At 62.0% G+C, this 14,240-nt stretch carries 14 protein-coding genes; 6 read left to right on the forward strand and 8 right to left on the reverse strand.

All coding sequences use genetic code 11. The features are described 5' to 3' along the window. Positions 1-30 precede the first annotated feature (30 nt). The gene (cpaB, locus tag ACGYLQ_RS03160) at positions 31-891 is read right to left on the reverse strand and encodes a Flp pilus assembly protein CpaB (protein WP_394440387.1); all 861 of its coding nucleotides are present in this window, start codon (positions 889-891) and stop codon (positions 31-33) included. Between the two features lie 416 nt (positions 892-1,307). Continuing rightward, entirely contained in the window at positions 1,308-1,508 is a 201-nt protein-coding gene (locus ACGYLQ_RS03165; protein WP_394440388.1) for a Flp family type IVb pilin, read from the reverse strand. Between the two features lie 397 nt (positions 1,509-1,905). Between ACGYLQ_RS03165 and ACGYLQ_RS03170 the strand changes: the two genes are divergently transcribed. Continuing rightward, positions 1,906-2,682 carry a lytic transglycosylase domain-containing protein gene (locus ACGYLQ_RS03170; RefSeq protein ID WP_394440882.1) on the forward strand — a complete coding sequence of 259 codons (777 nt, stop codon included), beginning with the start codon at positions 1,906-1,908 and terminating at the stop codon, positions 2,680-2,682. A gap of 45 nt (positions 2,683-2,727) precedes the next feature. On the opposite strand, the gene ACGYLQ_RS03175 is transcribed toward ACGYLQ_RS03170, so the two are convergent. The 6 genes from ACGYLQ_RS03175 to tldD form a co-directional block, all read right to left on the reverse strand. Beyond that, positions 2,728-3,351: a CoA transferase subunit B gene (locus ACGYLQ_RS03175; RefSeq protein WP_394440390.1), complete on the reverse strand. Its 624-nt coding sequence runs from the start codon at positions 3,349-3,351 to the stop codon at positions 2,728-2,730. Further along, a complete protein-coding gene (locus tag ACGYLQ_RS03180) occupies positions 3,351-4,055 on the reverse strand; it encodes a CoA transferase subunit A (RefSeq protein ID WP_067267259.1) in 705 nt (234 codons plus the stop codon). The genes ACGYLQ_RS03175 and ACGYLQ_RS03180 overlap by 1 nt, the downstream gene beginning before the upstream one ends. Positions 4,056-4,150: 95 nt before the next feature. Next, entirely contained in the window at positions 4,151-4,738 is a 588-nt protein-coding gene (locus ACGYLQ_RS03185; RefSeq protein WP_394440391.1) for a L,D-transpeptidase, read from the reverse strand. Between the two features lie 151 nt (positions 4,739-4,889). Continuing rightward, positions 4,890-7,559, reverse strand: coding sequence for a type I DNA topoisomerase (topA, locus tag ACGYLQ_RS03190; protein ID WP_394440393.1), 2,670 nt, complete (start codon positions 7,557-7,559; stop codon positions 4,890-4,892). Positions 7,560-7,801: 242 nt separating this feature from the next. Beyond that, positions 7,802-8,956: a DNA-processing protein DprA gene (gene dprA, locus ACGYLQ_RS03195; RefSeq protein ID WP_394440395.1), complete on the reverse strand. Its 1,155-nt coding sequence runs from the start codon at positions 8,954-8,956 to the stop codon at positions 7,802-7,804. A gap of 99 nt (positions 8,957-9,055) precedes the next feature. Further along, the gene (gene tldD, locus ACGYLQ_RS03200; protein ID WP_394440397.1) at positions 9,056-10,477 is read right to left on the reverse strand and encodes a metalloprotease TldD; all 1,422 of its coding nucleotides are present in this window, start codon (positions 10,475-10,477) and stop codon (positions 9,056-9,058) included. A 179-nt stretch (positions 10,478-10,656) separates the two neighbouring features. Between tldD and coxB the strand changes: the two genes are divergently transcribed. Genes coxB through ACGYLQ_RS03225 form a run of 5 tightly spaced genes read left to right on the forward strand, consistent with a single transcriptional unit; the run spans position 10,657 to position 14,154 of the window. Next, on the forward strand, positions 10,657-11,574 hold the full coding sequence (gene coxB, locus ACGYLQ_RS03205; RefSeq protein WP_394440399.1) for a cytochrome c oxidase subunit II: 918 nt from the start codon (positions 10,657-10,659) through the stop codon (positions 11,572-11,574). Between the two features lie 60 nt (positions 11,575-11,634). After that, on the forward strand, positions 11,635-12,570 hold the full coding sequence (gene cyoE, locus ACGYLQ_RS03210; RefSeq protein WP_209219111.1) for a heme o synthase: 936 nt from the start codon (positions 11,635-11,637) through the stop codon (positions 12,568-12,570). After that, positions 12,570-12,737, forward strand: coding sequence for a cytochrome C oxidase assembly protein (locus ACGYLQ_RS03215; RefSeq protein WP_067267789.1), 168 nt, complete (start codon positions 12,570-12,572; stop codon positions 12,735-12,737). Before cyoE ends, ACGYLQ_RS03215 begins: the two co-directional genes overlap by 1 nt. Next, the gene (locus ACGYLQ_RS03220; RefSeq protein WP_209219110.1) at positions 12,737-13,312 is read left to right on the forward strand and encodes a cytochrome c oxidase assembly protein; all 576 of its coding nucleotides are present in this window, start codon (positions 12,737-12,739) and stop codon (positions 13,310-13,312) included. Before ACGYLQ_RS03215 ends, ACGYLQ_RS03220 begins: the two co-directional genes overlap by 1 nt. Positions 13,313-13,347: 35 nt before the next feature. After that, positions 13,348-14,154, forward strand: a complete 807-nt coding sequence (locus ACGYLQ_RS03225; RefSeq protein ID WP_271688018.1) for a cytochrome c oxidase subunit 3 — start codon at positions 13,348-13,350, stop codon at positions 14,152-14,154. Positions 14,155-14,240: the final 86 nt, after the last annotated feature.

The raw sequence follows: 14,240 nt of genomic DNA on the forward strand, positions 1-14,240 counted from the left end.
TCGTTAACTTAGCAAGAGGTTGTTTTCAGGTCAGTTTGTGCAGGGGATCGGCAGTTCGACCACCTCGGCCCCGCGGCGGGTGCGGATCGTGCAAACCTTCTCTTTGGTTACTTCGGCGATGGTCTCTTGCGCCTCGATTCCCAGAAGCGAGCGTTGGTCGACTTCGATGGCTTCGGCCACGGTGTCGTCATTCGTGCCGACGAGGGAGAGGTAGAGTTTGCCGGTCGATTGTGCCTGTGCAAGCGCGGCAACCTGCTGCGGGTTCACGGCAACCGTCACCGTTTTGGCAATCGAGGCTTCCCCCACGACCAACGCATCGGCGCTCTGGTCGATGGCGATCAGCTGAATGGCCGACTCGATCAGCTTGGTGACATCGCCGTTGCTGGACTGGTTGCCAACGTTTACGCGACCCGTCCAGTAGATATCCACCCGGTCACCGGGGCGCAGGAAGCCCGAAACGCCGCTGGAAACATCAACTTTAAGTGCAAACGCCCGCATTCCGCGCGCAAGGCGGGAGGTCAGGCCAGAGTCCTCACCCGGCTCGGTCACCTTCACGGCCATGATCGCTTCATCTTTCTCAATGTTGCGCAGCACGATGCGTTGTTCTTTTGTGTTCTCAGGGAACAATACGGTTTCTTCGAAGAATGTACCTTCGGGAATGGCATTCTCTGGCCATTTCACGGCGCGAACGTCTTCGCGGGTAAGGGGCTGTCCGTATTTCAAAGGCTTGTCGGCCACCCAAACGGTTTTCGTTGGCACGACCTGCGCCAGCGCGGCCTGAGCCTGCGCGTTGGCGGCCTGATACTGTGAAATCCGGTCTTTCGCCAGATATACGGCCCCGCCGGCAAGTGCGACACCTACCAAAAGAACCAATCCGAATACGGCTCGCATGATGTTACCTCTTTGCTATGGAAGCGAATCTCGGCTCGCTTTTATCACCCCAGAAAGTTAGCTGCCGAATATGGCGAGAATTGGTTCCCATGGCGGCGATGCGAAGATGCTTGCCGTGTCGCGTTTGTGGGGGCGCCTTAAGTCGTCAGTTGGACCCGGATGTATTCGACAAGTCCGTCTAGGCTGTCTGAAAATACGCTCAGCACGAAGATCGCTAGGCTCACGAGGGCGGCGGTCAGGACAACCCATTCGACGCTGACCGCTCCGTTTTGGTCGCAGAAAAATTTCTTGAAATGGCTGCGCATACGTACCCTATGAATGGATGTGCTTTACCTTAGCATTGAAAAAGGACCGCGCCCCAAGAGGGAGGCGGTCCTAAATCTTCGTAGACCTATCGGTTTTGACCAGGTTTGGATTTAATCAGGGGTGTCAGCAGGAGCCTCGTCAGTGACACTAGCGATGTCGCCAGCGATTTGGTCCGTCAACGCAGTAGTGTTGTCGCCGATTGTGTTGAAAGCAACCACGGCCAGGCCAACAATCGCAGCGGTCAGAACGACCCAGTCAACTGTCACGGCACCGTCTTCGTCTTTGCGGAAGTTTTTGATAAAGTTCATCATGTCATGTCCCTCCAAGGATCACTGAGTAAAAGGTCTTAACCTCGCCGTCCGGTTTGCCTCGCTCTCTCATTTGAAGCTGTCCGACTTGGTATGACCCTATATAGCCGTCAGATTGGGGCGCGAATTTGGCAGCAAACGTGCCTTTTCCAGACTGTCCGCGTTTTTCTTGCGGAAACATGTTAACTCTCTGTTTGTAGTCGTTTTAATTCTCGTATCGGGTCTTCCGCTTGCGCTTTCCCACCGTCGAACACCGCAATTGCGGCGAAATTGCCATGATCCCCGCCTCAAACGCTGGCCCGATTCCACGATTCGTGTGATATTGCCGCGCAAAGGCGCGTCAGACGCAAGGTAGAGCAGGCATGTATCGCATTTGGCATTCTCGCTGGTCACGGCTCTCATGGCCCCTGCCGCCATGGCAGAGGGGCCGAAACCGTTCCCTGAGTTTTCGGCCAAACGGGTCGGCCCGCCCAAGAAGGGGGCCAAACGCATCACGGTGCAAATCGATCCGGCGGCCCGCGCCGCGGCAGCGGCGGAGGTGGATACAGGCCCCGCCGTTGCCGCCACCCCGAGCGGCGCGATTGCGCCTTTGAATGCCGGGCAGTTCGATTGGTTCTGGGATAGAATCTCTCCCGCGGCTGAGCGGAGCGGGGCAGGGCGGTTGGCCCCTGCGATGGCGGCGCTTTCGGGCGGCAAGGTGCCCGCCCCGCGCCTGCAACATCTGCAAGATATCGCGCGCAGCAATGGGGTGGATATTCTGCGCGCCACGGTTGATACGAATGTCTCGCCCGCGCTGGTGCTGGCGGTGATCAGCGTGGAATCTGCAGGCCGGGCGGATGCGGTGAGCCGGGCGGGGGCGGCTGGCCTGATGCAACTGATGCCCGATACCGCCGCCCGTTTTGGTGTGCGCGACAGTATGGTCGCGGCCGAGAATATCTCAGGCGGGGTCAAATATCTCGACTGGCTGATGGGGGAGTTCGACCGCGATCCGATTCTCGTGCTGGCGGGTTATAACGCGGGTGAGGGGTCGGTGCGCAAACATGCGGGCGTGCCGCCTTTTGCCGAGACGCGCGACTATGTGCCCAAGGTGCTGGCGGCGTTCCAAGTGGCGCAGGGGCTTTGCCTGACACCGCCGGAACTTATCAGCGATGGCTGCGTCTTTGCTGCGATGAACTGAGCGCGACGGGCATGCCCCCGGCGGATGTCGCCGAGGGCTGTTTTCTCAAACGATGGTCGCTTGGGTTGCGGCGCGCAGCTCGTCCTCGGTCACGCCATCGGCGCATTCGACGATTTTCAAGCCACCTTCGACCACATCGAGCACACCGAGGTTGGTGATGATCCGGTCGACCACGCCTTTGCCGGTCAGCGGCAGGGTGCATTCTTTCAGCACCTTCGAGTCACCGGCCTTGTTCTGGTGGTCCATGACGACGATGACCTTGCGGACACCGGCCACGAGGTCCATCGCGCCGCCCATGCCCTTAACGAGCTTGCCGGGGATCATCCAGTTCGCCAGATCGCCGTTCTCGGCCACTTCCATGGCGCCGAGGATCGCCGCCGCGATCTTGCCGCCGCGGATCATGCCAAAGGACATGGCGCTGCCGAAGTAAGCGGTGCGGCTCAGCTCGGTGATGGTCTGCTTGCCGGCGTTGATCAGGTCGGGGTCTTCCTCGCCCTCGTAAGGGAAGGGGCCCATGCCCAGCATGCCGTTCTCGGACTGTAGGGTGATGTCTTTGTCGCCGACGTAATTCGCCACCAGCGTCGGAATACCGATGCCGAGGTTCACATACATGCCGTCTTCGAGTTCCTCTGCGGCCCGCGCCGCCATCTGATCTCTATCCCAAGGCATTATGCGTCCTCCCGCTTGCGTGTCGTGACCTTCTCGATGCGTTTCTCATGCTCGCCCTGGATGATGCGATGCACATAGATGCCCGGCAGGTGGATGTGGTCGGGGTCGAGGCTGCCGCGGGGGACGATCTCTTCGACCTCGACGATGCAGACCTTGCCACACATGGCCGCGGGCGGGTTGAAGTTGCGCGCGGTCTTGCGGAAGACGAGGTTGCCGGTGTCGTCGGCTTTCCACGCTTTCACGATCGACAGATCGGCAAAGATGCCCTCTTCGAGGATGTAATCCTCACCGTGGAACTGTTTCACTTCCTTGCCCTCGGCGATCTGGGTGCCGACGCCGGTCTTGGTGTAGAAACCCGGAATGCCTGCACCGCCAGCGCGCATGCGCTCGGCCAAGGTGCCCTGAGGGTTGAATTCAAGCTCGAGTTCGCCCGACAGATACTGGCGCATGAATTCGGCATTCTCCCCCACATAGGAGGAGATCATCTTTTTCACCTGCCGCGATTGCAGCAGAATGCCGATGCCGAAGTCATCGACGCCCGCATTGTTCGACGCAAAGGTGAGGTCTTTGGCCCCGTTTTCCTTGATCGCCTGCAACAGCAATTCTGGAATGCCGCAAAGGCCAAAGCCCCCGGCGGCGATCAGCATGCCATCCGACAGAACGCCTTCCAGCGCCTCGGCGGCGGATCCATAGATTTTGTTCACGGGCGACCTCCCTACAGTTTCGCTGCGCCATATGTGACCCTGCGTCGGGGCAGTGTCAATTACGTGGTGCTACGCAGGAAAGGCCGCCCGGAAGGTCAGATGATGCGCACCTGCGTGCCCACGGGGCAGAGGCCGAAAAGCTCTTCGATCTTCTCGTTGTAAAGCCCGATGCAACCGTCCGAGGACCGCCGCCCGATCTTGCGCGTGTCATGAGTGCCGTGGATGATATAGGCGGGCCAGCTAAGATACATCGCGTGGGTGCCGAGCGGATTGTCCGGGCCCGGTGGCATGTATTTGTAATGCGGGAAACGCTCCATCATCGAGGCGGTGGGCGTCCAATCAGGGCCGACTTTCTTGCGCACAATTTCGGTATAGCCGCGTTTGGTCAGCTCTTCGGTGGCGGGTACCGAGGTGGGATAGACCTTATAGTTCTGACCGTCCGCGCTCCAGTAATGCAGGGCGCGGCTGGTGGTGTCGGCCACGATCGCGCCTTTGCCAAGGCTGTCGAAATGGTCCTGCCAACGCTGCGTGGCAAAGCTCGACGTGTTGCGCGACACCGGAGGTTCGGCGGAATATTCGCGGGGCGCTTGGCCGGGTTCCTGCGCACGCAGGATCTGCGGCGTCATCAGCGCCGCGCCGCTTGCGGCGATCAGCCCGCGCCGGGTGAATTTCAAGCCTGACATTGATCTGCCTTTCATAGTGGTCTTGCCGCCGCCCCTGATCCGAAAATCGAAGGCGAATGGCAAATCACATATTCATGATGCTGGATATAAAGGCAGGCCACAGGCGGAACCGCGCCGATCCCCCGGCGCGGTTGCTGTGCCTAGGCGCGGCTTACGCGCTGTCGGCTTTTTTCGCGGTTGTTTTCTTGGCCGCAGGTTTCTTGGCCGCCGTCTCTGCCGGAGCCTTCTTGGTGGCCGTCTTTTTCGCCGCGGGCTTCTTGGCTGCCGTCTTCTTGCCCGGTGCCTTCTTCGTCGCCGCTTTGCGTTTGGCGGGGGATTTGGCGAGCTTCTCTTCGATCAGTTCCACCGCGCGCTCCATGGTCAGGTCTGCCGGTTCGATCTCTTTCGGGATCGTGGCGTTCACCTTTTCCCATTTCACATAAGGCCCGTATTTGCCCTCCATGACGTTGACCGCGCCGCCCATATCCGGGTGCTCGCCCATCTCGCGGATCGGTTTCGCGGCCTTGCCCCGGCCACCGCGGCTGGCGACTTTCTCGGCCAACAACTGCACCGCGCGGTTCATGCCGACGGTCCAAACCTCATCGATGCCTTCGAGATTGGCATTGGTGCCGCCCCGGTGCGAGGTGCTTTCGGCGTGTTTGATGTAAGGCCCATAGCGCCCGATGTTCGCCCAGACCATGACGCCATCCTCGGGGTGGGGGCCGATCTCACGCGGGAGCGACAAGAGCATCACGCCCTGTTCCAGCGTCAGATCCTCGGGCACCCAATCCTTGGGGATCGACTGGCGCGGGGGTTTCTTGTTCTCTTCCGTCACCGGGCCGCGCTGGACGTAAGGCCCGAAGCGGCCTTTGAAGACGCGGATTTCGTCGCCCTGATCCTCTCCCAGAAGCTTGCCGTCGGGCGGAATGGCCGAGGCTTCGGCCTCCGGGTCTGGCGGGCCGAAGGGGCGGGTATAGCGGCATTCGGGGTAGTTCGAGCAGCCGATGAAAGCACCGCCCGAGCGCGCGGTGCGCATCGACAGGCGGCCAATCTCGCAATTGGGGCAAAGCCGCGGGTCGCTGCCGTCTTCGGTGGGCGGGAAGAGATGCGGCTCCAGCACCTCGTTTATCTTCTCCAGCACCTCGGTGATGCGCAGCTCCGACGTCTCCGCGATGGCGGCCGAGAAATCGCGCCAGAAGCGGCGCAGCACTTCTTTATAGGCGGCATCCCCGGCGCTGACCTTGTCGAGTTGGTCTTCCAGATCGGCGGTAAAGTCATAGCCGATGTAGCGGCGGAAGTAATTCTCAAGAAAGGCGGTTACCAGACGGCCCTTATCCTCGGGGATCAGACGGTTGCCATCCTTGCGGACATACTCGCGGTCCTGAATCGTGGTGACGATGCTGGCATAGGTCGAGGGGCGGCCGATGCCGAGCTCTTCCATTTTCTTGACCAGCGTCGCCTCGGTGTAGCGCGGCGGGGGCTGGGTGAAATGCTGCTCGGGCGTGACGCTGCGCTTGTCCATCGCGTCGCCTTGGCTGATCTGGGGCAGGCGTTTGTCGTCCTCGTCAACGACATCGTCGCGGCCCTCTTCGTAGACCCGCAGGAAACCGTCGAAGAGCACGACCTGACCGTTGGCGCGCAGGCCGACCTGCGCATCGTCGCTGCCAATCTCAACGGTGGTGCGTTCCAGTCGGGCGCTTTCCATCTGGCAGGCGAGGGTGCGTTTCCAGATCAGGTCATAGAGTTTCGCCTGATCGGCATCGAGCTTCAGCGCCTTGGCGTCCTTGGTCATATCCGTGGGGCGGATACATTCGTGGGCTTCCTGCGCGTTCTTCGCCTTGTTCTTGTAGATGCGCGGCTCTTTCGGCACGTAATCCGCGCCAAAACGGTCCTTGATCGCGTCGCGCGCCATGGAGACAGCCTCGGGCGCCATGTCGATGCCGTCGGTCCGCATATAGGTGATATGGCCGGCCTCGTAGAGGCGCTGCGCGGTCGACATGGTTTGGCGCGCGCCCATCGAAAACTTGCGGCTGGCCTCCTGCTGCAGGGTCGAGGTCATGAAGGGGGCTGAGGGGTTGCGGCTGGCCGGTTTCGCCTCGACATTCATCACCTTCAGCGCGCGGGAGGTGATCGCCTGCACCGCCATTTCGGCCTGTGTGGCATCCGCGAGATCGAAACGTTCGAGCTTGTTTCCGGCCAGCGAGACGAGACGGGCTTCGAATTCCTGACCGCGCGGGGTAGCGAGCAGCGCCTTCACCGACCAGTATTCCCGGGCGCGGAAAGCCTCGATCTCCATCTCGCGCTCGACGATGAGGCGCAGGGTGACCGATTGCACGCGGCCCGCAGACTTGGCGCCCGGCAGCTTGCGCCAGAGCACGGGGGAGAGGTTGAACCCCACCAGATAGTCCAGCGCGCGGCGGGCGAGGTAGGCCTCGACCAGCGGCATGTCGACCTGACGCGGGTTCTGCATCGCCTCGGTCACCGCCTTCTGGGTGATCTGGTTAAAGACCACGCGGCTGACGGGCGTGTCTTTCTTGATCGATTTGCGCTTGGTCAGCGCCTCTTGCAGGTGCCAGCTGATCGCCTCCCCCTCGCGGTCGGGGTCAGTCGCGAGGATCAATGCGTTGTCTTGGGCCAGCGCATCGGCGATAGCCTTGACGTGTTTCTTGCTGTCGCTGGCGACCTCCCATTTCATGTCGAAATCGGCGTCGGTATCGACCGAGCCGTCTTTCGGCGGCAGGTCGCGGACGTGGCCGTAGGAGGCGAGAACGGTGTAATCGTCGCCCAGATATTTGTTGATCGTTTTGGCCTTGGCTGGGGATTCGACGACGACGACGGGCATAAATACAGGCACCTTAGATCAAAAACGGGGGCGGCTTTGCGCAGTCTCATGTGGGATGGCAGGGGTGTTTGTCAATGCAGCTGCTGCGTAACACGGGTTTGCGGCGCAGCGGTTTCGCGGGCCGGATGGGCCATTTCGGCGGCATCGACGGTCGGCTTGCGAGGCTTGATTGGCCCGACCAACTGCCCCGCGGTTGGTCACGGTTTCGCGGCGCTTTGACCGGGCCGCGCTCCTTCGCGGCGTTAGGCAGAGCGGCTGAGCAGCCCGCCGGGTTGGCGCTGAATTTCCCCCTCCATCTCAAGATCGAGGAGCGCGGGGGCGACATCGCTACTCGGCACTTGCAAGTCGCGGATCAACTGATCCTCCGCAACCGGCGCATGGCCGAGACGAGAGAGGATCTGCGCATGGAGCTTCGCGACAGGGCTTTGGTTTCGCGGCGGCGTTTCCGGGCGCGGGGCCGCGGGGGGCTTGTTGCGGGGTAGCGGGGTCTGAGTTTCCTCCTCCGGCAAAACCTCCAACACATCCGCGGCAGAGCGCACCAGCACCGCACCGTCGCGGATCAGCATGTTGCAGCCTGCCGCGCGGGCGTCCATCGGGTGGCCGGGGACCGCCAGCACGTCGCGCCCTTGATCGAGAGCGTCGCGGGCGGTGATCAAACTGCCTGAGCGGGCCGCCGCCTCAACCACCACCGTTGCACGGCTCAGGCCCGAGATGATGCGATTGCGGCGGGGGAAGTGCCGCGCCATCGGTTGCAGCCCCATCGGTTGCTCTGACAGCCTCAGCCCCTGAGCAGCGATCTGGCAGGCCAGCGCGGTGTTCTCATTAGGGTATATAATGTCGACCCCGCCCGCCTGCACGGCGATGGTGCCGCGGGGCAATGCGGCCTCATGCGCCGCCGCGTCGATCCCCCGGGCTAGGCCGGAGACGACGACAAAGCCAGCTTCCCCCAATTCGGCGGCGAGGCTGCGGGCCATGCGCAGCCCGAGCGAAGAGGCGTTTCGCGCGCCCACGAGGGAGATCATCGGTCGGCCCATAAATGCCGGGTCGCCGATCAGCCATAGGAAGGGCGGCGCATCGGGGAGGTCGCTGAGCAGGCGCGGGTAGGGTGCCTTCCCCTCAACCAGTAGCTGCGCCCCGGCGCGGCGGGCGGCGTTGAGTTCCGCCTGAACGACCCCTTCGGGGCAGATGCGGTAGTCTGATATCCCGGCGGCACGCGCGACTTCCGGGAGCGCCTTCAGCGCCTCTTGGGCAGAGCCATGTTCATCCAGCAGGCGCCGATAGGTCGAAATACCCACGCGGCGAGAGCGCAACAGACGAAGCCGGGCAAACTGTTCATCTTCCTGGGTGGGTGGGAGTGGGGGGTGAGTGGAAGAAGGATGTAGGTCCTTGTCAGTCATCCCGAAACTCCGTCCGTTGCAGAATCAGGTATAGGATTTAGTGCTTAACAACCTATGAAGATTTCCTCGCGCATTTGATTCAACCCCAGCGTGCCACCGTCAGGTCGCAGCCCCGCCGACGGTCAGCCCGCCGATCATCAAAGTGGGCTGGCCCACACCCACCGGCACCCATTGCCCCTGTTTGCCACAGTTGCCCATGCCGGGGTCGAGCGCCGGATCGTTGCCAATAGCGCGGATCTTTTGCAAGGCCGTGGCCCCATCGCCGATCAAGGTCGCGCCTTTGACCGGCGCGCCGATCTTGCCGTTCTGCACGCGGTAGGCCTCGGTACAGGAGAAGACGAATTTACCGTTGGTGATATCCACCTGGCCGCCGCCGAAGCCCACGGCATAGATCCCGTCCTTGAGATCAGCCACGATATCGCCCGGTGCCGCCTCACCGCCCAGCATATAGGTGTTGGTCATGCGCGGCATCGGGATATGCGCATAGGATTGCCGCCGCCCGTTGCCCGTTGAGGCGCTGCCCATCAGCCGCCCGTTCTGACGGTCCTGCATATAGCCGACCAGCTTACCATCTTCGATCAGCACATTGCGCGCCGAGGGGGTGCCCTCGTCATCGACAGAGATTGAGCCGCGCCGGTCGGGGATCGTGCCGTCGTCCAGCACGGTCACGCCCTTGGCTGCGATCTGTTGGCCCATCAGCCCGGCAAAGGCGCTGGAGCCCTTGCGGTTGAAATCGCCCTCAAGCCCGTGGCCGATGGCTTCGTGCAGCAGGATGCCGGGCCAGCCGGGGCCGAGCACCACGTCCATCACGCCCGCGGGCGCAGGGACGGCTTCGAGGTTCACGCAGGCGATCCGCAGGGCTTCGCGGACCTTGGCCTGCCAGTCTTCGGGGGCCAACATCCCGTCGAGCCCGATCCGCCCGCCGCCGCCGACACCGCCGCTCTCGCGGCGGCCATCCTGCTCGACAATGACCGAGACATTGACCCGCGTCATTGGGCGCACGTCACGCACCGAATGTCCTTCGGGGCGAAGAATCTCCACCTCTTGGATGCTGGCGGCAATCGTGGCGCTCACCTGTACCACGCGGGAATCGAGGCTGCGGGCATAGGCGTCGATCTCGCGCAGGGTATCGACTTTGACCGGGAAGGCGTGGCCCGCGATCGGGTCTTCGTCCGTATAGAGACGCGTGTTGCTGGCCTGAGGCGCATCCGCCCAAGTGCCGCCGCCATCGCCGACCGCCAGCCGCGCCGTTTCCGCCGCGCGGCGCAGGGCCGCTTCGCTCAGCTCGGTCGAATGGGCGTAGCCTGCCACCTCACCGCGCACGGCGCGCAGGCCAAAGCCCTCGGCGGCATCATAGCTGGCGGTTTTGAGGCGTCCGTCGTCGAAAACCAGCGCTTCTGAACGGCGGCGTTCGAGGAACAATTCCCCGTCATCGGCGCCGGCCACGGCCTCGCGCAGCACGCACAGAGCGGTTTCTCGGTCCAGATCGGCCTCGAAGGGGGTGAAATGCGCGCGGCTCATCGGGGGTATCCTTGCTTGCTGTCACAAAACTGTCTCGCGCGGCTCTATGACGCAAGCATGTGACTTTATCTTGTAGGCAGAATATGATTGTAAGCACCCAGGATTACAACGGCACCGGATCGCAGCAGCGGTTTGGGGTGCTTATCGGCTTCTTAATGGTCACAAGATCAGGACGACATATGAAACATCTACTCCCCCTTTCCGGTCTCATGACCAGCCTTGCCGCCCTGCCTGCATTGGCACAGGACAGCCTGCGCATTGACGGGCTTGATGTCATCGGCAGACCTGTTGACGGCGAGACAGGCTTTCAACCCGCCGTTACCGAATTGGCGCGGGATATCCACGATCTGGATCACCTGATTCTGGTGATCATCGCGGCGATCACCGTCTTCGTGACCGGCCTGATCATCTGGGTCATGATCCGCTACAACAAAAAGCGGAACCCGAACCCCTCGTCCTTCACCCACCACACCCCGATTGAGATCGCTTGGACCATCGGGCCGATTCTCATCCTCGTGCTTATCGGTGCCTATTCGCTGCCGATCCTGTTCCGCCAACAGGAAATCCCCGAGGCGGACATCACGATCAAGGCCATCGGCAACCAGTGGTACTGGACCTATGAATATGTCGACGAAGAGATCGCCTTTGACAGCTACATGATCGGCGCCCCGGCGACGCTGGGCGACGGCGATGAGGACGTGACCCCCTTCGTGCTGGATGACGCGATGGTCGCCAAGCTTGAAGACGAAGGCTATAGCCGCGACGACTTCCTGCTGGCCACCGACACATCCGTTGTGATCCCCGTGGGCAAGACCATCGTCGTGCAGGTGACCGCCAGCGACGTGATCCACTCTTGGACCATCCCCGCCTTCGGCGTGAAACAGGATGGCGTGCCGGGCCGTCTGGCCGAACTGTGGTTCACCGCCGAGCAAGAGGGCGTCTACTTTGGCCAGTGTTCCGAGCTTTGCGGTCAGGCCCACGCCTATATGCCGATCACCGTCAAAGTGGTTTCGGAAGAGGCCTATGCGGAATGGCTTGGCAACGCCAAGGCGGAATATGCTGGCATCGAACAGCCGCTGACCGTCGCCTCTAAGTAAGCCAGTTCCACGGGGCAGGGCGCAGGCCTGTGCCCCGTGTTTACCCTTGGAAGGTTCGGGATGACTGACATCACCAATACGCCAACAAGTGAATACGACGCGCAGCTGGGAGATTACTTCGCCCTGCTGAAGCCGCGCGTCATGTCGCTGGTCGTTTTCACGGCCTTCGTGGGGCTGTTGGCCGCGCCGGTTTCGGTCAATCCCGTCATCGGCTTTTGCGCGATCTTGTTCATCGCCATCGGCGGCGGTGCCTCGGGCGCGCTCAATATGTGGTGGGACGCCGATATCGACGCGGTGATGCGCCGCACGCGCGGGCGCCCGATCCCCTCGGGCCGGGTCCAGCCCGGTGAGGCGCTGACGCTTGGCGTCGCGCTCTCGGGCCTGTCGGTGATGATGCTGGCGCTGGCGACCAACCTGCTGGCGGGCGGGATGCTGCTTTTCACCATCCTTTTCTACGCCGTTTTCTATACCATGTGGCTCAAGCGTCTGACGCCGCAGAACATCGTCATCGGCGGTGCCGCGGGGGCCTTCCCGCCGGTGATCGGCTGGGTCGCGGCCACGGGCAGCTTCTCGGTCGAGGCATGGCTGATGTTCGCGCTGATCTTCATGTGGACGCCGCCGCATTTCTGGGCGCTGGCGCTCTTCATGCGCTCGGACTACGACGACGCGAAGGTGCCGATGCTGACCGTGACCCATGGCCGCCCGGCCACGCGGCTGCATATCTTGGTCTACACCGTCCTTCTGGCTGCTCTGGCCATTGGCACGGCCTTCACGGCCATCGGCGGTATCTTCTATTTCGCCGTGGCGCTGGTGCTGAACGCGGCTTTCCTCTTGGGCGCCTACCGCATCTGGAAGCGGGATGAGGTCATGGCCGAGGGTGACGACTATGCCGAAGAGCGCAAGTTCTTCCGCCTGTCGCTGGCCTATCTCTTCTTGCACTTCGGCGCGATCCTGGGCGAAGCGGCTCTGCGCACCTTTGGCTTGGGAGGCTGGTAATGGGCATCCGACCCGAGCATGAGCTGCACGACCGCCGCCGTGGCCGCAACATCGGCGTGGGCCTGATGCTGGGCGCTTTCGTGGTGCTGATCATGGCGCTGACCTACGTCAAGATCACCCAGACCGATTTCGAACTCCCCCCGGAGCAACGCGAGGTGACACAGTAATGGCGCTTTCCGGTCCTCAGAAAACAGTGATGCAAACCGTCGGCGTGGTGGTGCTCATGGGCGGGCTCGCCTGGGCGTCGGTGCCGTTTTACGACTGGTTCTGCCGCGTCACCGGCTTTGGCGGCACGCCGGGGCAGGTCTCTGCCGCCAGCGCCGATGTGCTGGATCAGACGGTCAAGGTGCGGTTCGACGGCTCCCTCAATGACGGCATGCCCTGGGAGTTCAAACCCGTGGTGCGCGAAATGGAAGTCCGCATCGGCGAGACCGGCCTGGCCTTCTACGAGGCGTACAATCCGACCGACAAACCGGTGGCGGGGCAGGCGAGCTATAACGTCACCCCCTATACCGCCGGGGCCTTTTTCGAGAAGATCGACTGCTTTTGCTTTACCGAACAAGTGCTCGCCCCGGGCGAGCGCGTGCAGATGCCGGTAAGCTTCTTCGTCGACCCGGAAATGGTCGAAGACCGTGATGGGAAGTTTGTACATACCATCACTCTGTCCTATACATTCTACGAAATTGACCTGCCCGAGGGCTATGCCGCCCTTGATCAGGACAGCGCCACAACAACCAATTAACGACCTGATTGAACAAAGGTGAGGGACCCGCAACCATGGCCCATGCAAAAAACCACGACTACCATATTCTCCCCCCCTCGACCTGGCCGCTGCTGGGGTCGGTAGGCGGATTTGTCATGCTGGCGGGCGCTGTCCTGTGGATGCACGGGATGACGCCCTTCGTCTTCTTGGGCGGTCTGGTCGCCACCCTCTACGTTATGTTCGGATGGTGGGCCGAAGTCGTCTCGGAAAGCGAAGTGGGCGATCACACCGGCGTGGTGCGGATCGGCCTGCGCTATGGTTTTATCCTCTTCATCATGTCCGAAGTCATGTTCTTCGTGGCGTGGTTCTGGTCCTTCTTCAAACAGGCCCTTTACCCGATGTATGAATATGTCGGCACGGAATACGTCCAGCCCGACATTCATGCGGTCGATGCCTTCCACCTGCCGCTGATCAACACGCTGGTCCTGCTGCTGTCGGGCTGTGCCGTGACATGGGCGCACCACGCGCTGGCGCATGAGAACAACCGCAAAGACCTGATCTCGGGCCTGACCATCGCGGTGATCCTCGGCGTGCTCTTCACCGCGCTGCAGGCTTACGAATACTATGAACTGCTGGTCCATGACGATTGGACATTCGGCGGCGACATGTATTTCTCCAGCTTCTTCATGGCGACCGGCTTCCACGGTTTCCACGTGATCATCGGCACGATCTTCCTCTTCGTCTGCCTGCTGCGCGCCATGCGTGGCCACTTCACCCCCGAACGCCATGTCGGCTTCGAGGCGGCAGCGTGGTACTGGCACTTCGTCGACGTGGTCTGGCTGTTCCTCTTCTTCGCCGTCTACATGTGGGGCCAGCCCTGACCATAGGGCGGGGTTGCATCCGCGCCCCACACCCGTAAAACCCAAACGCGCGAAGCCCTCTTCGCGCGTTTGTCGTTTCAACCAGA

The sequence above is a fragment of the Sulfitobacter sp. 1A12779 genome (assembly GCF_043557315.1).
GTDB classification, from domain to species: Bacteria; Pseudomonadota; Alphaproteobacteria; order Rhodobacterales; family Rhodobacteraceae; genus Sulfitobacter; species Sulfitobacter faviae.